Consider the following 20,092-nt stretch of genomic DNA (forward strand, 5'->3'; position numbering starts at 1 on the left):
GCAGCGGCGACCGGCAATATCGACGTGACCGCGAATGGCGCGATTACCGCGCGGTTCGGCATCGACGCCGAGAATTTCGGCACCGGCAATACCACGGTCACGACCGTCGGCCCGGTCAACGTTACCACCGGCAACGGCATCTACGCACAGACCTCCGGCGGCAACGTCACGGTCACCGCGGGCGATGTCACCTCGACGGGCAACACCGCGATCGTCGCGCAGCAGGTTGATGCGACCGGCGGGGGCAGTGTCGATGTGACCGCAGGCAACGTCTCGGGCACGACCGGCATCTTCGCCAACAATTTGGGCACCGGTACGCTCAGCGTCACCACCAACGGCACGGTGACCGGCACGTTTGCCGAGGGCATCCGTGCAACCGGCAACGACGCGGTGACGGTGACCGTCGCCGATACGGTTACCGGTGCGACCAACGGCCTGACCCTGATCGGCGGCACTGGCGGCGCGGGCAACATTCTCGTCACCGGTGCCGGCGGCTTCTTCGGCGGTACCGGAGACGGTGCCAACATCCTCAACAACGGATCGGGTACAACCACGGTCGATATCTCCGGCGCGAGCGGCTCAACGGCGGGTAATGGGATCATCGTTCGCGACACGGCCGCGGGCGGCGACATCAGCGTCACGACCGGCGCGGTGACCGCACTGGCGGTCGGCAAGAATGGCATCGACGTTCAGAGCGTGTCGACCGCGGGCAACCTCACGATCGTGGCGAACGGCGACGTCCAGGCGGGCAATGCCGGCATCGTCGGCGCGATCTTCCCGGCAGCGGCGACCGGCAATATCGACATTACCGCGAACGGCGCGATTACCGCACGGTTCGGGGTCGATGCCGAGAATTTCGGCACCGGCAATACGACGGTGACGACGGTCGGCCCGGTCAACGTGACGACGGGTAACGGCATCTATGCGCTGGCCACGGGCGGCAACGTCACGGTCAATGCAGGCGACGTCACCTCGACCGGCAATACCGCGATCATCGCGCAGCAGGTCCTGGCGGGTGGCGCGGGCAATGTCGATGTGACCGGCGGCAACGTCTCGGGCACGACCGGCATCGTCGCGACCAACTTCGGCACTGGTACGGTCGGCGTCACGACCAACGGTACGGTGACCGGCACGGCGGCGGATGGTATTACGGCGACTGGCAACGACGCGGTGACGGTGGCTGTCGCCGATACGGTGACCGGGGCGACCAACGGCCTGACCCTGGTGGGTGGAACCGGGGGCGCGGGTAATATCAGCGTCACCGGGACCGGCGGCTTCTTCGGGCTGAACGGTAACGGCGCGTCGATCCAGAACAACGGATCTGGAACGGTCACGGTCGATATTTCGGGCGCGAGCGGTGCTACCGGCGGATCGGGTATCCTGGTGCGCGACACCAATGCCGGCGGCGACATCAGCGTCACCACCGCTGCGGTCACGTCAACCGATCAGAACGGCATCGACGCGTTCGGGAGCTCGTTCACCGGCAACGTCACGGTCGTGGCCAATGGCGACATCTATGGCGGCAATGCCGGCATCGTCGCGGGGCTGATCGGCACGTCGGCCGGCAATGTCGACGTCACCGCCAACGGCGCGGTCGGCGGGAAGTTCGGCGTCGATGCCGAGAATTACGGCACCGGTAACGTCACGGTCACCACGATCGGCCCGGTCACCGCGACCACCGGCTATGGCATTGTCGGGCTGACCGACGGCGGCAACGTGGTAGTGAATGCGGGCAACGTGTCCTCGACCGGCGCCGCGGCGATCCTCGCCGAACAGATCAGTGCCGGCGCTGCGGGCACAGTCAGCGTGACCGCCGGCAATGTCTCCGGCACCACCGGTATCATTGCCCAGACCAACGGCACCGGCGGTATTTCGGTCAACGCGCTGGGCAACGTCACCGCGACCAACGGCAACGGGATCCAGGCTGTCAACTTCAATCCCGCGGCGAACGCCGGAACGATCGATGTATCGCAGGCGGCGGGCACCAAGATCACCGCGACCAACGGCAGCGGCATCTATACCGATAGCGGCCTGTCGACTGGCATGACGACGATCACGGTCGCGGGCGAGATCACCGCGGGCACCCCCGGCTATGCCGGCGTCTACGGCACGTCGACCAAGGGCGGCATCACCGTCAACGTCACCGGCACGGGCAAGATCGACCCCGATTACGGCATCGATCTCAGCACGGTCGACGGCCCGCTGGTGGTCAATAATGCCGGCCTCGTCACGGGTACGATCGACGGGGTCAGGCTGGTGGCGACCGGCACCGGAAGCGCCAACATCTCCAACACCGGCACGATCACCGGCGGCACCAATGCGGTGTTGATCAGCGTCAACAACACGCCGTCGACCTTGTTCAACAGCGGGACGATCAACGGCGCGATCAAGATGCTGGGGTCGACCGTCGCGACGTCGAACTGGATCAACAGCCCGACCGGCATCGCCAATCTGACCGGCGCGTCGAGCATCTCTGGCAATCTGGTCAATGGTGGCAACGTCAATCTCGGCGCCGGCAGCTCGCTGACGATCCTCGGCAATACCAACAATGCCAGTCGCATCACCTTTGCCGGCGCGGGCACGTTCACGACCGCGGGTTCGATGGCCAATACCGGGATCATCAACGCTCGTAACAACCTCACCAGCAACGTCGTCACCGTCGGCGGCAATTATTCGGGCGGGGGCCAGTTCTGGGCCGACTACAGCACCAATACCGCCACGGCCGATCGCCTGAACATCGGCGGTTCGGCCACGGGCAACACCAATGTCACGATGAACCTGGTCGGTACGCGGTCGTTCGTCCCTGGCGGGTTCTTGCCCGTGGTGACGGTCGCCGGGGCAGCCCCCGCTAGTGCCTTTACCTCCAGCACCGTGTTTCCGACCACTGGCTTCATCCTCGACAGCTTCGGGCAGAACCCGTCGAACGCCCATCAGTTCGGCCTGATCCAGGCGGTCAATCCGACCGCGGCCGGGCTCGGCAAGCTCAGCTACATGGCCGAATCGGCATCGGGCCTGCTCGACGATCCGATCAGCCCGTTCGTGACCAACCGGACCGATGTCGGCGGCACGCGGTTCAGCCTGTGGATGCGCGGCAGCGGCGGGCACAGCAAGCAGACGATCAGCTCCTCGCTGACGGGCGGTGGTCTGAGCTACACCTCGACCACGCAGTTCCGCACCAGCCAGCATGCCGCACAGATCGGCGCCGACGTCTCATTCGGCGGCATCGGCGGCGGCTGGAAGATCAATGCCGGTGTGATGGGCGGCTGGTACGGCGCCTCGGCACCACTCGCAGGCGGCGAGCGGATCAAGGTCGAAACGCCGTTCGTCGGTGGCTATTTGGTGGTCGGCAACGGTGCCTTCGAACTCGAAGGCAACATCCGCAAGGAATGGCGCCATTATACGGTCGCCATGCCGTCGCTGTTCGGGACGGTCGGAACGCAGCGCATGCGCGGTGACGCAACGGCGGGCTCGGTCCGCGCGTCGTACCGGGTGGGTGGCGCGACCGGCTTCGCCGCGACGCCGTTCGCTCAGTATAATTATGCCGATACGAAGATCGATCCGCTCGTGATCGATGCCTTCAGCGTGTGGACGCCGGGCAGCGACACGACCAAGATCGGCCAGGCCGGCTTGCGCCTGTCCTATCGTGGCGGGTCGGCAGCGACGGCGACATTCGAACCGTTCATCAGCGCGGCGCGGATGGAAAATTGGTCGCGCAACGACAGTTCGAGCTTTGGGTTCGGAGCGCCGGTCACGACCTTCTCGCTCCAGACCAACACCTGGAAAAGCGCGATGCGCTACTCGGCGGGGCTGCTTGTCAATGCCCATGACAGTCGGGTCTCGGGCTTCGTGGTCGGCAATATCGACGACGACTCGCGGCTGCGCAGCTTCACGATCAACGCCGGACTGCGCTTCAACTTCTAACCGGTGGGGCATCGGCCGCGTCGTGTCTTCGGACATGGCGCGGCCGTATCCGTATCGATTGGATATTGGATACAATCATATAAATGACGCGCCACCGGCGGGGAAATTCACCAGAGCGACCGACCGCGACGAAACGTTGACCCCCTATCGCACCGTTTGCCGTCGGACCATCGTCGATGCCACCGCCAGCGCGGCGATCGGGATCAGCAACACGTGGAAGGCGATCGTCCCCTGGAACATCGCGAAGATGTGGCCGACGACGAACGAGCCGGTCGTCCCGCCAAGCGCCGAGAACACCACGATCAACCCGACCATCGCCGGCTGCTCCCTGGGCGCCATTGACGACAGGATCGCCGAATTGAGCGCGGGATAGATCGGCGCCATCATCAGCCCGATCGCCGGGAACAGAAAGGCGGCGATCGGCGCGCCGGCCCAGCTCGTGACCTGGCCATGATGCGCGGCGGCGAGCGGCAGCACCGCGACGATAAGCACTGCCATTCCGATCAGGCATCCAAGGACGAGCGGGAACCAGCCGGTGCGCCGCACGATCACGCCGGCGCCCAGCCGCCCTGCCGCCAGGCACACCGCGAAGATCGATGCGGCCTGCACGCTCATCGGCGCCGACAGCCCGAGCAATTCGCGGTTGAACGTCGGCAGCCACGAGCCGATGCCCTGTTCGACCAGGACATAGCAGAAGATGGCAGCGATGAAGCTAAGGCTCAGCGGCCGCCAGGCGAGCGCGACCATCTCGGCGAATTTCTGTCCCGGGCCCTGCGGCGCGGCTGCGGGTTCGTCGACCGCGCTTTCGTCATAAGGCGTGACGGCGAGCAGCGCCAAGGCGACGAGGCTGACGGCGGCCAAGACGTAATAGACGTTCAGCCATTGCCGGCTGCCGGGATCGGCGGGGTCGATGAAGGCGGCGAAAATCCAATAGCCGCTCAGCACGCCGAGCATGAACACGCCCTCGATCACGTTGAGCAGCGACGCATGGCGCGCGCTGTCCTCGGTCAACAGGCCGACGAAACTGTAGACCGATACCTTGGTCACCCCGAACGCGACCCCGACCGCGAGGAACAGCAGGCGCGTGGTCCAGAAACCGGGGAATAAAGGCATCGCCAGGCAGGCGATCGCGACCAAGGCTAGCGCGACGATCATCGCACGCCGCAGCCCGAAGCGCGGCAGCTGCGCCGCCAGCAGGAAGCTGGTGGCCGCGATCGACAGGTCCTTGAATCCCTCGAGCGAACTTGCCGCGACCTTGGTCACGTGGAACGATTCGATCGATTGCAGGATGACGGTGCCGACGCTGTTGAGCAGCACCGCGAACACGGCATAGGTCAATGCCAGTGCGACGATCATCCGGGTCCTGTTCATGCGCCTCCCCTGCCGGGATGCCCGGCTTATTGTCTTGACCATCTCCTATTATGAAATGCATATCATTGGCAATCGGGCGTTTGATCGCCGCATCGGAGAGGAATTGCGTGGGGCGGTCATTACCCGAAGCGTCTTTTGCTGACTTGCGATTTGCGCGCGACGCCTGGCGCCTTGCGGCGGACGGCGATTCCGCGCGGTCGGACCATGTTCCCGCGCTGTTTTCGATCGGCAACGGTTTCATCGGCATTCGCGGTCCGGGCGAGGCGGCGGAAGCGCCCAAAGTCTATCTGAACGGCGTCTATGAACGCGTGCCGATCGCTTATCACGAGGCGGCGCATGGCTATGCCCGCGAAAGCGATCTTCGCCTGGCGGTCGCCGATGCCACCCGGCCGGCGATCATGGTCGGCGGCGAACCGGTCGGTGCGCCGGCGGGCGTCGAACTCGACCTCGTCCGCTGTGTGCGGACCGAAACTTTCACAGCTGGGGCGACCGAGATCGCGATCGAGCAATTCGTCTCGATGGCCGATACCGCATTGGTGCTGACGCGGGTCAGCTTCGCCGACGGCGCCGATGTGATTGTGTCGCCAATCGTGACGCCGCCGCCGGGAAGTGGCGACCGTGCCGCCGATGTCGCCAGCCAGGGCGTTTACGACCCGCGCGTCGCGCCGGTCATGGCCACCAGCCCCTGGGTCGACCCGCAAGCCCATGACGAGCCTGGCGCCGCCATGCGCAGCGATCGGTTGCGCACGAGCGGCTTCGTCGTGACATGCGCGATGCGCGAAATCGGGCGCCGGACGATCGATGGTCGGGTGCAGGTCGATTTCGCGTCGGGCTACCACGCCGGCACCGACGGGAACGGCGTTGCTGCGCTCACCGCGATAGTGCGCGCCGCGGCCGAGCGAGGCTATGAGGCTCTGCTGGCCGACCAGGTCGCCTGGTTCGCGGATTTCTGGGCGGCGAGCAATATCGCCATGCCGGGCCAGCCCCACGCCGAACTCGCCATCCGCTTCGCCTTGGCCGAGCTGGCGATGGCGGTCGGGCGCGACGGCAAAACCTCGATCGGCGCCAAGGGTCAGACCGGTGAGGGCTATGAAGGCCATGTCTTTTGGGACGCCGATCTCTACGTCATGCCGGTCTTCGCCTTCACCCGGCCGGACATCGCCCGGGCGATGCTCGAATGGCGGATCTCAAAGCTTGCTGCCGCGCGCGACAATGGACGGGCGATGGGGCATGAGCACGGCGCGCTCTATCCGTGGCGGACGATCGGCGGGCACGAATGCTCGTCCTATTTTCCTGCCGGATCCGCTCAATATCACATCAATGCCGACATCGCTTATGCGCTGGAGACTTATCTGGCGGCGAGCGGCGACCGCTCGTTGCTCGACGCCGGCGGCGCGGCGATGCTGGTGGAAACGGCGCGCATCTGGCTGGCGATCGGGTATCACGATGCGGCGCGCGGCGGCGCCTTCGTCATCAATCGCGTGACCGGACCCGACGAATATTCGGCGATCGTCAACAACAACCTCTACACCAACATGATGGCGGCGCGGCATTTGCGGTTCGCCGCGCGCGAAGGACTGGCGGCGTCGCTGATCGACGACGCGGAAGCCGCCCGCATGGTTCGCGCCGCTGACGCGATGCTGCTGGCGTATGATGACGAGCGGCAAGTCTATGCCCAGGACGATGCCTATTTCCAGCTCGATCCCTGGCCGTTCGAGACGACGCCGCCGGCCGCCTATCCGCTGCTGCTGCACGTCCATCCGCTCGCCATCTATCGCCGCCGCGTCTCGAAACAGGCGGATGCGGTGCTCGCTTTGGCGCTGATGCCCGAGGCTTTCGATCCGGCGATGCGGCGGCGGATGCTCGACACCTACGAAGCGACCACGGTACACGATTCGACTTTGTCGGCGAGCGCGTTCGCGACCGCGGCGGCGCGTGCCGGCGATGGCGCGCGGGCGGCGCATTATTGGCGGGTCGCGGCGCTGACCGACCTCAACGATCTGTTCGGCAATGCCGATCACGGCCTGCACATGGCGGCGCTGGCGGGAAGCTGGACGACCCTGGCGATGGGCTTTGCCGGCATGCGCGTCGATGGCGACACATTGTGCTTCGATCCTGTGGAGATACCCGGACTGTCCGACTATCGCTTCACCGTCACCTTCCGCGGTGCGCCAGTCGATGTCGCGGTGTCGGGCCGAACCGCAAGCGTGTCGGTGCGCGGCGATCGCACGGTCGCGATCCGCGTCGCCGGTGACGAGCTGGCTGCCTGACCATGGCGTTCGGCGCGGCGATCTTCGACCTGGACGGCGTGCTGGTCGACAGCGCCCGGCTGCATTTCGTCGCCTGGAAACGGATCGCCGACGAGCTCGGCATCGCGTTCGACGAGCAGGACAATGAGGCGCTCAAGGGTGTCGATCGCATGGGATCGCTCGAGCATATACTGGCGCTCGGTAACGTGTCGCTCGACCTCCCGGCGCGAGAGGAGCTCGCCGCGCGCAAGAACGGCTATTATCTCGACGCGCTGGCGACGATGAGCGATGCCGACATCTTGCCGGGCGCCACCGCTTTACTGGCCGGTGCCCGCGCCGCCGGACTGTCGCTGGGGGTCGCCTCGGCCAGTCGAAACGCGACGATGGTGCTTGAGCGGGCTGGGCTGTTGGGCTCGATCGATTTCGTCGCGGACGCCGCCAAGGTCGCGCGGTCCAAGCCCGCGCCCGACATCTTCCTGGCCTGCGCGGCAGGGTTGGGCGTTGCGCCAACGGCGTGCGTCGGGTTCGAGGACGCCGCGGCCGGGGTGACCGCGATCAAGGCGGCGGACATGGTCGCGATCGGGATCGGCGACGCTGCCATCCTGGCCGAAGCCGACTTGGTGTTCGCCTCCACCGCGGCGGTCGATCTCGACCAGGTGCTGCGGCTGACGCCGGCTCCGTCTCAGGTCTGACGAACGATCAGCCGGGTCGGGAGCACGCTCGATTTCGGCTTCCCGCCGTCGAGAATCTGCATCAGCTTTTCGACCAGGATCGCGCCGGCCAGATGGGTTTCCTGTTCGATCGTGGTGAGCGCCGGAGTGAAATCGGCGGCGGGCGGGATGTTGTTGTACCCGCACAGTGAATAATCGGCCGGTGCCTCCAGCCCCAGCTCGCGGAACGCGGCGACGATCGCGATCGCGGCCGTATCCGAGAAAGCGAAGACCGCATCGGGCGGCGGATTGCCGCGCAGCCATGCCAAGGTCTGCTGGTAAGCGGGCGCATAGGCCATGTGCTCGACCTCGAGATGCTCGACCGTCACTTCGGGATGCTTGGCGGCGACCGCGCGCAGGCCGTCGAACCGCATGCGGATCTCGGCATGCGCGACATTGCCGACGAACAGCCAGCGTTTCGCGCCGCGCTTGACGAACAGGTCGCCGGCCAATTCTCCGCCCAGGCGATTGTCGCTGCCGACCGAGCAATAGGGTTCGGCAGGATCCACGCCGCCCCACACCACGAACGGGGCTCCGGCTCGTGCCAGATCGCGCAGCATCGGGCCGCGCACGCCTTGCCCGAGGAAGATGAAGCCGTCCGCGACGCGCGAACTGATCAGGTCGAGATGGCTCTGCACATCGGTGAGGTTGGAAGGGGAGAGCAACAAATCCTGGTTGCGCACCGATAAGGCCTCGGACACGCCGGCGAGCAATTCGAAGATGAACGGATCGGCGATTCGCCCGGCGCGATGCGAGCCGAAATCGAGCACGACGGCGACCGTGTCGTTGCGCGCCTGGCGCAGTTTCTGCGCGTTGCGGTTGATCGCATAGCCATTTTCGCGCGCGACGCGCAGCACGCGTTCGCGCGTCGCTTCATTGACCAGTGGGCTGTTGTTGAGCACGCGCGACACGGTCGGCTTCGACACATTGGCGAGCCGGGCGATATCCCCCATGTTCAGATCCATCGCACGTCGACGCAAAGCTCGGCTCCTCAATCAGCGGGCCGCCGGACAACCATTGAAACTGGTTTCCGACGATCCTCGACGATGCACCGCCCCCGCTCAGCGCGCCCAAAATAGGCTGGTCGTGATCCCCGATGCAACAAACGCTTTACGCGATGACGGGATAAAGCGCGCCGCACGCCTTTTGTGCCCCGATAGCGGTCTGAAATTTCGTTGCAGGCGCTGTGACATCTCTGCTACATCCGTCACCTATCTCCTTAAGCTATATAATTGATATATAAGGAACTATTATAATAATACGCTTATGTAACGGCGTATTGAAATGCAATTCATTCGTGTGTAGACCCCGTCCTCAGGCACTTCCCGAGCAGGAAGGCAGCGGCAGGAGAGGATCATGATGGTTTCGCGCAATCGCAATTTCGTTGCTGTGTCGGGGTTCGCGCTGGCGATTGCCCTGGCCCATCCGGCCGCGGCGCAGGAGACGCCCGCAGCGGCGCCGGCCGCCGATCCCGCGCAGGCTGCGGACACCGCGCCGCCCGCCGATCTGCCCGACATCATCGTCACCGGCCGCGCCGCGGGTAATGGCATCAACAAGCTCGAAGCCGGCTATTCGGTGACGACGCTGTCGGCGGACGATATCAAGCTCCAGGCGCCCAAGAGCTCCGGCGACGTGCTCAAGTCGATCCCCGGCGTGTGGGTCGAGAGTTCGGGCGGCGTCGGCACCTCGAACATCTTCGTCCGCGGCATCCCCAGCACCGGCGACGCGCCGTTCGTCACGATGCAGTTCAACGGCGTCCCAGTCTATGGATCGAGCAGCCTGTCGTTCATGGATCAGACCGGTATTGTCCGCCTCGACGAAACCGTCGCGGGGATCGAAGGCGTCAATGGCGGTCCGGCCTCGCTTTATTCGGACGGGCAGCCCGGCCTCACCACCAACCTCCGCCTGCGCGAAGGTCATGACCAGACGCAGGGCAGCATCGGCGCCTCGATCACCGATTACAGTGCCTGGCGAGTCGACGGCTGGCTCAGCGGCAAGCTCGCCGACGATCTCTATTATATGGTCGGCGGGTACGTCTCGCGCGGTGACACGGTGCGCAGCGCCGGCTTCAACACCGAGCGCGGCCAGCAGATCACCGCCAACATCACCAAGAAGTTCTCGCACGGCAAGTTCAACATCTTCGCCCGCTACACCGACGATCACGGCGAATGGTTCCTGCCGTTCGCGGCGAACGTGCCCGGCATCGATCGCGGCACGTACAACCAGCTCAACCAATATACGCGTTACGCGACGATCATCTCGCCGGGCTCGGCGGGCAGTGGCGCGACCGAGCGCGTCGACCTGGCCGATGGCCGCGGCTGGAAGGGCGTCGTCACCGGCGCCAGCCTCGATTACGATTTCGGCGGCGGGATCAGTTTCACCGACCGTTTCGGCTTCACCAGCGGCACGCTGCGGACGACGGGCCTGGTGCCGCAGGGCGCCGGCGCGATCACCGTGGCCAATGCGCTCGCGACGGCTGGCAATCCCGGCCAAACGCTCGTCCACACGATCAACACCGGCCAGACGCTCGCGCCGACCGACTATGTGCAGCAATTCGGGTCGTGGTGGGTCGACAAGAAACTCCAGAACGTCTCGAACGAGGCGGTGGTCAATTTCAAGACCGGCCCGAACACGCTCAACCTCGGCTATTATTTCTCGCACTTCACCTCGGACGACGCCTGGAGCCTGGGCGGCAATCGCTGGATGCAAGTGGGCGGCTCGGGCGACCTGGTCGACCTGAACAACGGCGCACTGTCGGCCTTCGCCATTTCGGATCGCGGTCGCGCCACGGTGAACGCGATCTATGTGTCGGATTCATTCAACATCACCGACGCATTGCGCCTCGATGCCGGCATCCGCCATCAATGGACCGATATCGACTTCCACATCACGGGCAACGGCCTGCCCGATTCGGCGAAGATCAGCCGCGAGGCGACGCCGTGGACGGTCGGACTCAACTATCGCGCGACCCGCAATTTCGACGTCTATGCTCGCGTCTCGCAGGGCTATCACTCGCCATCGTTCGACGATGTCCGCTCGCAACTCGGCAATACCGGACCGCGGCTCGACCTGAACTGGAAAGTGCGGTCGTACGAAGGCGGCGTGAAATATCGTGGCGGCGGGTTCGAAGCGGCGGTGACCGGCTTCTACGACAAGGTCGTCGGCGCGGTGTATAACGATGTCGGCGTGCCGCCGCAGATCGCCGGATCGAAGACCAAGGGTATCGAATTCGACGCGTCGTATCACAGCGCCAGCGGCTTCGGGTTCATCGGCAATGCCGTGCTCGAAGATGCCAAGACCGACACGCCCAACATCCCGGACTTCGACGGCAAGAAAGCGCAGCGTATCCCGTCCTATCAGGTGCGCTTCACGCCGACTTATACCGCGCGCTTCTCGGACAAGTCCGACATCACGTTCTACGGCACGTATGAAGCGATCGGGAAACGTTATAGCGATCTCGCCAATACCCAGTTGCTGCCGGCTTACGCCACGCTGAGCGCCGGGCTGCGCGCGAAGGTAAACGGCTACACGCTGCAGATTTCGGGCGACAACCTGACCAACTCGCACGGCCTGACCGAAGGCAATCCACGCTTCCTTGCCGGCCCGGGCGCTGCGCTTCCCGACGTGCGTCCGATCTTCGGTCGCTCGTACAGGGTGTCGGTCAGCTACGCTTTCTGAGCTGAGCGGGTAATAGCGGAAAAGGGGCGGATCGGAGGACGCCATGTCGTCGCCCCGGCGGAGGCCGGGGCCGCGATGTCGTGATGCGGCCAACGGCCCCGGCCTCCGCCGGGGCGACGGTTTCTTTTTGCGGTCGGGCATCGCAAGGCCTCGTTTGTCGGACCGTGTCGATGGCGAGGGAGCCTGTCGCGCCATGCGGCGTTTGAGGGGACGCCGATCATTTCGATTTGGCCTATCACCCTTCCCGGCGACCGCCCGTCGTCCCCGCACGGAGACCGACCGCATGAGCGACGATCTGTTCACTTTCTCCGGCCTCCATCTGCACCCCGACCCGTCGCGCACGGTGATCAAACCGTTCAGCGTCGATTATCCCGAACCGTTCCGCGATGCCGCGCATCCCCGCATGCGCACGGTGATCGAGCGCGTGCTGTCGCTCGATACGGCCAGCTGCCGCAAGGATTGCGAAACGGTGGTCGCGTCGCTGTCCGAGCGGCATCGCAATGTCGAGACCATATTGACGCGGCGGTTCGAGGCTGTGCGCGACAGCTTGCCGGAAGACGTCACGGCGAACCCGGAGCAGCAGCTGCTGATCGGTGCCTATCTCAGCGCCGAATATTCGTTCGAGGCGGCAGCCCTGTTCAACCCCAGCATCGTGTTGCGGATGAACCAGGACGACGCGCCGGCCGACGGCCTGAACTTCATCCTCTCGTTGCGCGGCATCGGCGAAGGTCACGTCTCCTCGGTTACTTTCCGCACCGGCAATTGGAGCGCGAGCACCGGTTTCCAGGTCGACGATCCGAGTCCCTGGGTCACGTCCCCGCGGATCGAAGGGCCGGATGAGAGCGGCACGTCGGGCACGACGCGGATCATCTGCGAGGGAAGCAAGGAGCCTTCGGAAAGCGTCCTGTTTCCGATCACCGCCAGCCAGCGCCAGGGGATCGAGGATCTGCGCATGGTGCGGTTCACCGAAGAGGACGGCACGCCGAGCTTCCTCGGCACCTATACCGCGTTCGACGGCCGCAATGCACGGTGCGAGCTGTTCCGCGGCACCGGCGTCAACACGTTCGAGATGACGGTGCTCAAGGGATCGGTGCCGCAGAGCAAAGGCATGGCGCTGTTCCCGCGCCGCGTCGATGGCCGCTTCAACATGATCGGCCGCCAGGACAATGAGAATCTGTGGCTGATCGTATCGGACGACATCACCACCTGGAATGGCGGCACCAAGCTCATCGGCCCGCGCTATCCATGGGAATTCATCCAGATGGGCAATTGCGGTTCGCCGATCGAGATCGACGAGGGCTGGCTGGTCATCACGCACGGCGTCGGCATGATGCGCAATTATTGCATGGGCGCCTGCCTGCTCGACAAGGCCGACCCGACCAGATTGCTCGCGCGCACGCCCGAACCGATCCTGCGGCCCAGCCCCGAGGAACGCAGCGGTTATGTCCCCAATGTCGTCTATGGCTGCGGCGCGATCGTCCATGATCGCACGTTGCTGCTACCCTTTGGTATTGCCGACAATTTCGCGAGCTTCGCCAGCTGCAGCGTCGACGATCTGCTCGAACGGATGGACTGAGGGACAACGGCTTTCCGGCGGCGGCAGCGAAATTGAGCCAGTCCGGATTGCACGCACGATATTTGCCCGAGTCACCCCTCGGGATATATCGATGGATATATTTACGGCGGCGGTACCGGCGTGAGAGGCTCCGGTGTTTCGACATGATGTCGACAAAAAGGGGACAAGCATGGCACGTCTTGCTGCTTCGATCGCGGCCTTCGCCCTCCTGACGGGGATTCCGATGAGTCTCCAGGCGCAATCCGCCCAGGGGCTGTTGAAGTCCGGTAACGTCTATCACGCCGCGGTTTGCCCGGGGGCCGCGGGTCCGGGAACGGCACGTTGCCACGCGCGCATCGTCACCGACGACAAGGGCAAGCCGATCGAACGCGATGCGGCGCCCAATGTCGTTCCGTCGGGCTTCGGTCCGGCCGACTTGCGGGCCGCCTATAACGTCTCCGCGCAGGGCAGCAGCACGACGACGGTCGCGATCGTCGATGCTTATGGTTATGCCAATGCGGAGAGCGATCTGGCGACCTATCGCGCAACCTATGGGCTTCCCGCCTGCACCACCGCGAACGGCTGCTTCACCAAGTACAACCAGTCCGGCGTGAAGGGCAATTATCCGCGCCAGAATAACGGCTGGGCACAGGAAACCGCGCTCGATCTCGATATGGTCAGCGCGATGTGCCCGGGATGCAAGATCATCCTGGTCCAGGCAAATTCGGCGAGCTTCAGCAATCTGGCGGCGGCGGAGAACACCGCGGCGTCGCTTGGGGCGCACGTTATCAGCAACAGTTATGGCGGTGGCGAAAGCGGATCGCAGGCCTATGAATCGGCATACGACCATGCCGGCGTGGCGGTCACCGTCAGTTCCGGCGATAGCGGGTATGGCGTACAGTTCCCGGCATCCTCGCCGCACGTCATCGCGGTCGGTGGCACGACGCTGAAGCGCAACACCAGCGCGCGCGGCTGGGGTGAGACGGTGTGGGCCGGTGCGGGCAGCGGGTGCAGCACCATCTATGCCAAGCCCAACTGGCAGCTCGACGGTGGCTGCTCCATGCGCATGGAAGCCGATGTCGCGGCGGTGGCAGATCCGGCCACTGGCGTCGCCGTCTACGGACCGGGCAATGGTGGTAAGCCGACTTGGCTGGTCTTTGGCGGTACCAGCGTGGCGGCACCGTTGATCGGCGGCGTCTATGGCGCCAATGGTGGCGGGGTGACCTATGGTAGCAATCCTTATGCCAATACGGGCGCGCTGTACGATGTGACGTCGGGCAGCAACGGCAGCTGCGGGGGCACCTATTTCTGCACCGCTCGCGCCGGCTATGACGGGCCGACCGGCCTGGGCACGCCCAACGGCATCACGGCTTTCTAACGCTAGGGCCCAATGAGGTACTCGATTGCCCTGTGTTCCTGCGAAAGCGGGAAACCAGGGGATCGGGTATTTCGCTACCCCGCTCCCGATTGGGCAGTTGGCTCTAACGTCACTCAGCCAGATTCTGGTCGAGCATTTCGAGCGCCACCTCGAGGCATTTCAGCCTGACCGGCCCGCGGCCGATATCGCCGAAATGCTCTTCGCGATGCACGACCTCGCCACCGCGGCGCAGGCAGCCGAAATGGACTAGGCCAGGCTCGTCATCGGGGCCGCCCGGCCCGGCAAAACCGGTGATCGACACCGCGATGTCCCCGTGCGAGCGTTCGAGCGCGCCGCGCACCATCGCGATCGCGGTCTCACGACTGACCGCGCCGCAGCGCTCGACGGTATCGCGGTCGATCGCCAGCAACTCGCATTTGGCTTCGTCGGTATAGACGACGAATCCGCGCTCGAACGCGCGGCTCGTGCCTTCGACGTCGGTCAGCAGCGACGCGAGCAGGCCGCCGGTGCAGCTCTCGGCGGTGACGATCGCCAGGTCGCGGTCGCACGCTTTGTTCAACAGCGCACGTGCCGCTTGTTCGATCCGATCGGGCAAGACATCCAGCAATTCGCTCATCGCGCCGCGTCATCCTCCTTGCTCGGGCGGCCGCCTTGGGCGGCTCCTGGTCGTTGTGGAATGGCAACAAACCACCGGGCGACCGGTTTCCGCAGCGGCGGCGGAAAAAGACTAACCTGTGTCAGGGTCGCGATATTTCGGGCAACTTCGCCGCACGTTCCTCGTTGGGCAAACGCGGGGCGGGCGATCGTTTGCCAGCTATTGAGGAGGCCAAGATGGGCTTGTTTTCCAAGGACATCAAAACGTTCGACGATCTGTTCGTCCACACGCTCCAGGACATCTATTATGCCGAGAACCAGATCACCAAGGCGCTGCCGAAGATGATCGAAAAGGCGACCGATCCCCAGCTCAAGCAGGGCTTCGAAACGCATCTTCGCGAGACCGAGGGGCAGATCAAGCGGCTCGAACAGGTGTTCCAGATGCATGGCCAGGAGCCGAAGCAGGTCAATTGCCCGGCGATCGACGGCATCATCAAGGAAGCCAACGAAATCGCCGGCGACGTGGAGGACAAGAATGTGCTCGACGCCGCTTTGATCGCCGCGGCGCAAGCGGTCGAGCATTACGAGATCACGCGCTACGGCACGTTGATCGCTTGGGCCAAGCAACTCGGTCGGTCGGACTGCGCGGCGGTGTTGGCCGAGACGCTCGCCGAGGAAAAGGCGACCGACGAGAAGCTGACCAGCATGGCCGAGACCAAGGTCAATTCGAACGCCGAACTCGAAACCGCCTGACCACTCCTGTCACGGCTGGCGGAGCTAGCGTTCCGCCAGCCGGTTTCTTACGCCGCATACGCAGCGGATCGGGTTGGCCGGCATCGGCGATCAGTAGCGTCAGCCGTTGCCCTGGCGTCGGCGGGTTTCCCAGCCCTTCTTGGCCGCGGCCGAGCGCTGGGCCTGGGTCTGGCTCGATCCGCCCTTGCGGCCGCCTTTGCGCGAGCTTTCGTGGTTCTCCTTCTTGCCGCGGCCGGATCCGGACTTCTTGCCGCCGCCCGATTCCTTGTTGACCGTCGCCCAGGCGCGGCGTTCGGCTTCTTCCTTGCCGACGCCGCGATCCTCATAGCCTTCCTCGATATGCTCGGCCTTGCGTTTCTGTTTGTCGGTGTAGGACGATTTGTCCCCGCGAGGCATGGTCCGTCTCCTTTCAGTTGAGAAATCGCCCGTCATATTGGTTACGGGATGGTCCTTGCTGGCAATGGATTGCTCGGCAATAAAACGCGCTTATCGTTCGCACGATCCGGCCCCCGCGCTGAAATCCTGTGTCCAACCCGGCCGTCCACGCCGTTGCAACCAATGTAAGTTACTGGTCGTTCACGAATGTCTTGGAAAAAGGGGAAGGCATGACCGCTGCGCGTCGCCAAGGGCGCCAATCGATTACCGCCGACGAATGGCGGCAGATCGTCGACAGCGCGGTCGATACCGCGATCATCACCACCGACACCGAAGGCCGGGTCACCAGCTGGAATGAGGGAGCGCATCGGCTGCTCGGCTGGCGAGAGGAGGACATGCTCGGCGGCACGCTCGAGGGGCTATTTCTCGAAGGCACCGGCGTCGCGGCGTTGGAAGACGAGCGCCGTGAGGCGTTGAGCTCCGGCCGTGGCGGCGGCGCGGAAGGGTGGCGCGTGCGTATGGATGGCAGCCGCTTCTGGGCGACCGGGGAAATGACCCCGCTCCGCAATGCCGACGGCATCGTCATCGGCTTCACCAAGATATTGCGCGACCGGTCGCGGCAACGCGAGGCGGAGGAGGCCTTGCTCGAGGAACGGCGCGCGCTCGAAATTCTCAACCGCGCCGGATCCGCGCTGGCCGCTGAGACCGACTTGCACAAGCTCGTCCAGATCGTCACCGATGCCGGCGTCGAGCTGACCAAGGCGGCGTTCGGCGCCTTTTTCTACAATGTGCTGAACGACGCGGGCGAGAGCTATATGCTCTACACGCTGTCGGGAGCGCCCGAAGAGGCGTTCTCGCAATTCCCGATGCCGCGCAACACCGCGGTATTCGCGCCGACCTTCAGCGGCGAAGGGATCGTTCGCTCGGACGATATCACCAAGGATCCGCGCTATGGGCAAAATGCGCCGCACAACGGCATGCCGGAGGGCCATCTCCCGGTCCGCAGCTACCTCGCCGTGCCAGTGATCGCGCGCGACGGCGACGTCATCGGCGGGTTGTTTTTCGGTCATGATCAGGCCGGCGTTTTCACGCCGGCATCGGAACGCGGTCTCGAGGGCCTGGCGGCGGAAGCCGCGGTGGCGATCGACAATGCGCGCTTATTCCAGGCACTTCAGCGCGAGCTGCAGCAGCGCCGCACGGCCGAAGCCGATCTCGCTGCGAGCGAAGACCGGTTGCGCCTGGCCAACGAGGCCGCCGACATCGGAACCTGGGACTTCGATCCGGTGACTCGCGACTTGCGCTGGGACGTCAAGTGTAAGGAGCTGTTCGGCCTGCCGCCCGATGCCGACGTCAACTATGAGGACAGCTTCCTCGCAGGGCTCCACCCGGACGATCGCGAGCGTGTGGACGCGGCAGTGCAAGCGGCACTCGATCCTGATGGCTCCGGCAATTACGAAACCGAATACCGCACCATCGGCCTTATCGACGGTGTCGAGCGCTGGCTGGCGGCGAGCGGCCGCGCGATTTTCGATGAGGGGAAGGCGGTCCGTTTCATCGGCACTGTCCTCGACATCACGGCGCGACGGGAAAATGAGGCGCGGCTGCGCGAGTTGAACGACGGGCTGGAGGAGCAGGTCGCAGCGGAAGTCGCCCGGCGCAGCGAAGTCGAGGAAGCCTTGCGCCAGGCGCAGAAGATGGAGGCGGTGGGCCAGCTGACCGGCGGAATCGCCCATGACTTCAACAATTTGCTGACCGTGGTCACGGGCAATATCGGCATTGCCCAGCGGGCGCTCGATGCGGCGGATGTGGGCGACGTGCGGGCGCGCCGCTCGCTCGACAATGCGATGAAGGGCGCCGAACGGGCGGCGGCGCTCACCCAGCGGTTGCTTGCCTTTTCCCGCCGCCAACCGCTTGCACCCAAGCCGATCGCGCCCGACAAGCTGGTCTCGGGTATGTCCGATTTGCTGCAGCGCTCGCTTGGCGAACTGATCCGGCTGGAGATCGTGACCTCGCCGGGCCTGTGGCGGGCGGAAGCCGATCCCAACCAACTCGAGAGCGCGATCCTCAATCTCGCGCTCAATGCCCGCGATGCGATGCCCGAGGGCGGCGAACTGACGATCGAGACCGAGAACGCTCGACTGGACGAGGGCTATGCCGCGATCCAGGCGGAAGTGCCGCCGGGCCAATATGTCATGATCGCGGTCACCGATACCGGGAGCGGCATGCCGCGCCACGTGATCGAGCGGGCGTTCGAGCCGTTCTTCACCACCAAGGAGGTCGGTCGGGGCACCGGGCTCGGCCTTTCGATGATCTATGGCTTCGTCAAGCAATCGGGCGGCCATATCAAGATCTACTCGGAGGAAGGCGAGGGCACGACGGTCAAAATCTATCTGCCGCGGCTGCTCAGCGGCGCCGCGGAAGAGGAGGAGCCGGCGCGGTCAACGCCCGGAATCGAGCAAAGCCCGCGGCAGGAGACGGTGCTCGTGGTCGAAGATGACGACGACGTGCGCGCCTATACCGTCGATTGCCTGCGCGAGCTCGGTTATCGTGTGATCGAAGCGCATGACGGTCCGTCCGCGCTTCGGCTGCTCGAACGCCAGGCGGATCCGGTCGCGCTACTGTTCACCGATGTGGTCATGCCCGGCATGAGCGGTCGCGAACTGGCCGAGCAGGCCCGCAAGCTCCAGGCCAGCCTGAGGGTCCTCTACACCTCGGGCTATACGCGCAACGCGATCGTGCATGGCGGCCGGCTCGATCCTGGGGTCGAGATGATCACCAAACCCTTCACCTTCGAGGCGCTGGCCCAGAAGGTCCGCGACATGATCGATACCGGCACCGGCAATGTCCTCATCGTGGAAGGCGAAACTGCTGTGCGATCGCTCCTCGTCGAGGCGCTGGCGGCAAGCGGATTGCGGATCGAAGAAGCCGGAACCGGCAGCGAAGCCCTGGGCAAGGTGCGCGCGGCACAGGGACGTTATGACGCGATCGTGCTCGACGACGACCTTCCCGATCACACCGGCGACAGCTTGTTGCGCGAGTTGCGCGCGCTCTATTCGGACTTGCCGATCGTCGTTGCTTCGGGCGTGCGTGCCGCCGAACTCAAGCGGCACTTCAGCGACGACCGGAATGTGGCGGTGATCGCCAAGCCTTACAAAGCGGGGAAGTTGCAGGATACGCTACGGCTACTCGGCGTGGCTTGCCAGGAAGCCGAGAAATAACAGCGGAGATCGGGGACCGGCGGGATTGGAAAAGCCGGTCCCCAGAACAAGTTACGGTTTCGCCGGCGTGTCGATCTTGATGTCGGCATCGACCTTTTTCGTGTTGCTGAGCATGTTCTGACCAAACATCAGGAACAAGACCACGGCGATTACCGCCAAGACGACGGCGAGCAGAGCAATCGCTCCTCCGCTACCGCCTCTCTCGATCACGGTCGTTTTATCATCGTCTGCCATTACGCCTCTCCTTTACTGCCGCACGATAACCGGCGGGGCCGTTGCCCGGTTCCAAC

The 20,092-nt window shown here is 64.7% G+C and carries 13 protein-coding genes; 8 read left to right on the forward strand and 5 right to left on the reverse strand.

The features are described 5' to 3' along the window. Positions 1 to 3,921, forward strand: a 3,921-nt coding sequence (locus AC1DQQ_RS14290; protein WP_478045544.1) for a beta strand repeat-containing protein, incomplete at its 5' end; no start/stop codon positions are given. Between the two features lie 144 nt (positions 3,922 to 4,065). Here the strand turns inward: AC1DQQ_RS14290 and AC1DQQ_RS14295 are convergent. Then, positions 4,066 to 5,292: an MFS transporter gene (locus tag AC1DQQ_RS14295; protein WP_478045545.1), complete on the reverse strand. Its 1,227-nt coding sequence runs from the start codon at positions 5,290 to 5,292 to the stop codon at positions 4,066 to 4,068. 143 nt (positions 5,293 to 5,435) lie between these two features. Here AC1DQQ_RS14295 and AC1DQQ_RS14300 point away from each other — a divergent pair, with 143 nt between their 5' ends. Together AC1DQQ_RS14300 and pgmB are read left to right on the forward strand one after the other, a co-directional pair. After that, positions 5,436 to 7,562: a glycosyl hydrolase family 65 domain-containing protein gene (locus tag AC1DQQ_RS14300; RefSeq protein WP_478045546.1), complete on the forward strand. Its 2,127-nt coding sequence runs from the start codon at positions 5,436 to 5,438 to the stop codon at positions 7,560 to 7,562. A gap of 2 nt (positions 7,563 to 7,564) precedes the next feature. Further along, positions 7,565 to 8,233, forward strand: a complete 669-nt coding sequence (pgmB, locus tag AC1DQQ_RS14305; RefSeq protein WP_478045547.1) for a beta-phosphoglucomutase — start codon at positions 7,565 to 7,567, stop codon at positions 8,231 to 8,233. Here pgmB and AC1DQQ_RS14310 read toward each other — a convergent pair. Then, positions 8,224 to 9,204 carry a LacI family DNA-binding transcriptional regulator gene (locus AC1DQQ_RS14310; protein ID WP_478045548.1) on the reverse strand — a complete coding sequence of 327 codons (981 nt, stop codon included), beginning with the start codon at positions 9,202 to 9,204 and terminating at the stop codon, positions 8,224 to 8,226. The genes pgmB and AC1DQQ_RS14310 overlap by 10 nt on opposite strands. A gap of 403 nt (positions 9,205 to 9,607) precedes the next feature. Here AC1DQQ_RS14310 and AC1DQQ_RS14315 point away from each other — a divergent pair, with 403 nt between their 5' ends. From AC1DQQ_RS14315 to AC1DQQ_RS14325, 3 genes are all read left to right on the forward strand, one after another. Next, on the forward strand, positions 9,608 to 11,929 hold the full coding sequence (locus AC1DQQ_RS14315; RefSeq protein ID WP_478042383.1) for a TonB-dependent receptor: 2,322 nt from the start codon (positions 9,608 to 9,610) through the stop codon (positions 11,927 to 11,929). A gap of 283 nt (positions 11,930 to 12,212) precedes the next feature. Then, the gene (locus tag AC1DQQ_RS14320) at positions 12,213 to 13,505 is read left to right on the forward strand and encodes a glycoside hydrolase family 130 protein (RefSeq protein ID WP_478045549.1); all 1,293 of its coding nucleotides are present in this window, start codon (positions 12,213 to 12,215) and stop codon (positions 13,503 to 13,505) included. Positions 13,506 to 13,674: 169 nt separating this feature from the next. Next, the gene (locus AC1DQQ_RS14325) at positions 13,675 to 14,862 is read left to right on the forward strand and encodes a S53 family peptidase (RefSeq protein ID WP_478029559.1); all 1,188 of its coding nucleotides are present in this window, start codon (positions 13,675 to 13,677) and stop codon (positions 14,860 to 14,862) included. A 109-nt stretch (positions 14,863 to 14,971) separates the two neighbouring features. On the opposite strand, the gene AC1DQQ_RS14330 is transcribed toward AC1DQQ_RS14325, so the two are convergent. Next, positions 14,972 to 15,478: a CinA family protein gene (locus tag AC1DQQ_RS14330; RefSeq protein ID WP_478045550.1), complete on the reverse strand. Its 507-nt coding sequence runs from the start codon at positions 15,476 to 15,478 to the stop codon at positions 14,972 to 14,974. Positions 15,479 to 15,693: 215 nt separating this feature from the next. Here AC1DQQ_RS14330 and AC1DQQ_RS14335 point away from each other — a divergent pair, with 215 nt between their 5' ends. After that, the gene (locus AC1DQQ_RS14335; protein WP_478045551.1) at positions 15,694 to 16,209 is read left to right on the forward strand and encodes a YciE/YciF ferroxidase family protein; all 516 of its coding nucleotides are present in this window, start codon (positions 15,694 to 15,696) and stop codon (positions 16,207 to 16,209) included. Between the two features lie 99 nt (positions 16,210 to 16,308). Here AC1DQQ_RS14335 and AC1DQQ_RS14340 read toward each other — a convergent pair whose 3' ends face one another. Next, the gene (locus AC1DQQ_RS14340; protein ID WP_478045552.1) at positions 16,309 to 16,605 is read right to left on the reverse strand and encodes a plasmid stabilization protein; all 297 of its coding nucleotides are present in this window, start codon (positions 16,603 to 16,605) and stop codon (positions 16,309 to 16,311) included. A gap of 209 nt (positions 16,606 to 16,814) precedes the next feature. Here AC1DQQ_RS14340 and AC1DQQ_RS14345 point away from each other — a divergent pair, with 209 nt between their 5' ends. Continuing rightward, positions 16,815 to 19,802 carry a hybrid sensor histidine kinase/response regulator gene (locus AC1DQQ_RS14345; protein ID WP_478045553.1) on the forward strand — a complete coding sequence of 996 codons (2,988 nt, stop codon included), beginning with the start codon at positions 16,815 to 16,817 and terminating at the stop codon, positions 19,800 to 19,802. Between the two features lie 51 nt (positions 19,803 to 19,853). Here the strand turns inward: AC1DQQ_RS14345 and AC1DQQ_RS14350 are convergent, their stop codons facing one another. After that, positions 19,854 to 20,036 (reverse strand): hypothetical protein, encoded by a 183-nt coding sequence (locus AC1DQQ_RS14350; RefSeq protein ID WP_478029560.1) that lies wholly within the window; start codon positions 20,034 to 20,036, stop codon positions 19,854 to 19,856. Between the last annotated feature and the right edge of the window lie 56 nt (positions 20,037 to 20,092).

It is taken from the genome of Sphingomonas sp. P4_G3, assembly GCF_056401105.1.

What these genes read in the sequence shown, in the direction of transcription:
- AC1DQQ_RS14295 (WP_478045545.1), bottom strand. Translation starts at nt 5,292, where the DNA reads ATGAACAGGACCCGGATGATCGTCGCACTGGCATTGACCTATGCCGTG.
- pgmB (WP_478045547.1), top strand. Translation starts at nt 7,565, where the DNA reads ATGGCGTTCGGCGCGGCGATCTTCGACCTGGACGGCGTGCTGGTCGAC.
- AC1DQQ_RS14310 (WP_478045548.1), bottom strand. Translation starts at nt 9,204, where the DNA reads ATGGGGGATATCGCCCGGCTCGCCAATGTGTCGAAGCCGACCGTGTCG.
- AC1DQQ_RS14315 (WP_478042383.1), top strand. Translation starts at nt 9,608, where the DNA reads ATGATGGTTTCGCGCAATCGCAATTTCGTTGCTGTGTCGGGGTTCGCG.
- AC1DQQ_RS14320 (WP_478045549.1), top strand. Translation starts at nt 12,213, where the DNA reads ATGAGCGACGATCTGTTCACTTTCTCCGGCCTCCATCTGCACCCCGAC.
- AC1DQQ_RS14325 (WP_478029559.1), top strand. Translation starts at nt 13,675, where the DNA reads ATGGCACGTCTTGCTGCTTCGATCGCGGCCTTCGCCCTCCTGACGGGG.
- AC1DQQ_RS14330 (WP_478045550.1), bottom strand. Translation starts at nt 15,478, where the DNA reads ATGAGCGAATTGCTGGATGTCTTGCCCGATCGGATCGAACAAGCGGCA.
- AC1DQQ_RS14335 (WP_478045551.1), top strand. Translation starts at nt 15,694, where the DNA reads ATGGGCTTGTTTTCCAAGGACATCAAAACGTTCGACGATCTGTTCGTC.
- AC1DQQ_RS14340 (WP_478045552.1), bottom strand. Translation starts at nt 16,605, where the DNA reads ATGCCTCGCGGGGACAAATCGTCCTACACCGACAAACAGAAACGCAAG.
- AC1DQQ_RS14345 (WP_478045553.1), top strand. Translation starts at nt 16,815, where the DNA reads ATGACCGCTGCGCGTCGCCAAGGGCGCCAATCGATTACCGCCGACGAA.
- AC1DQQ_RS14350 (WP_478029560.1), bottom strand. Translation starts at nt 20,036, where the DNA reads ATGGCAGACGATGATAAAACGACCGTGATCGAGAGAGGCGGTAGCGGA.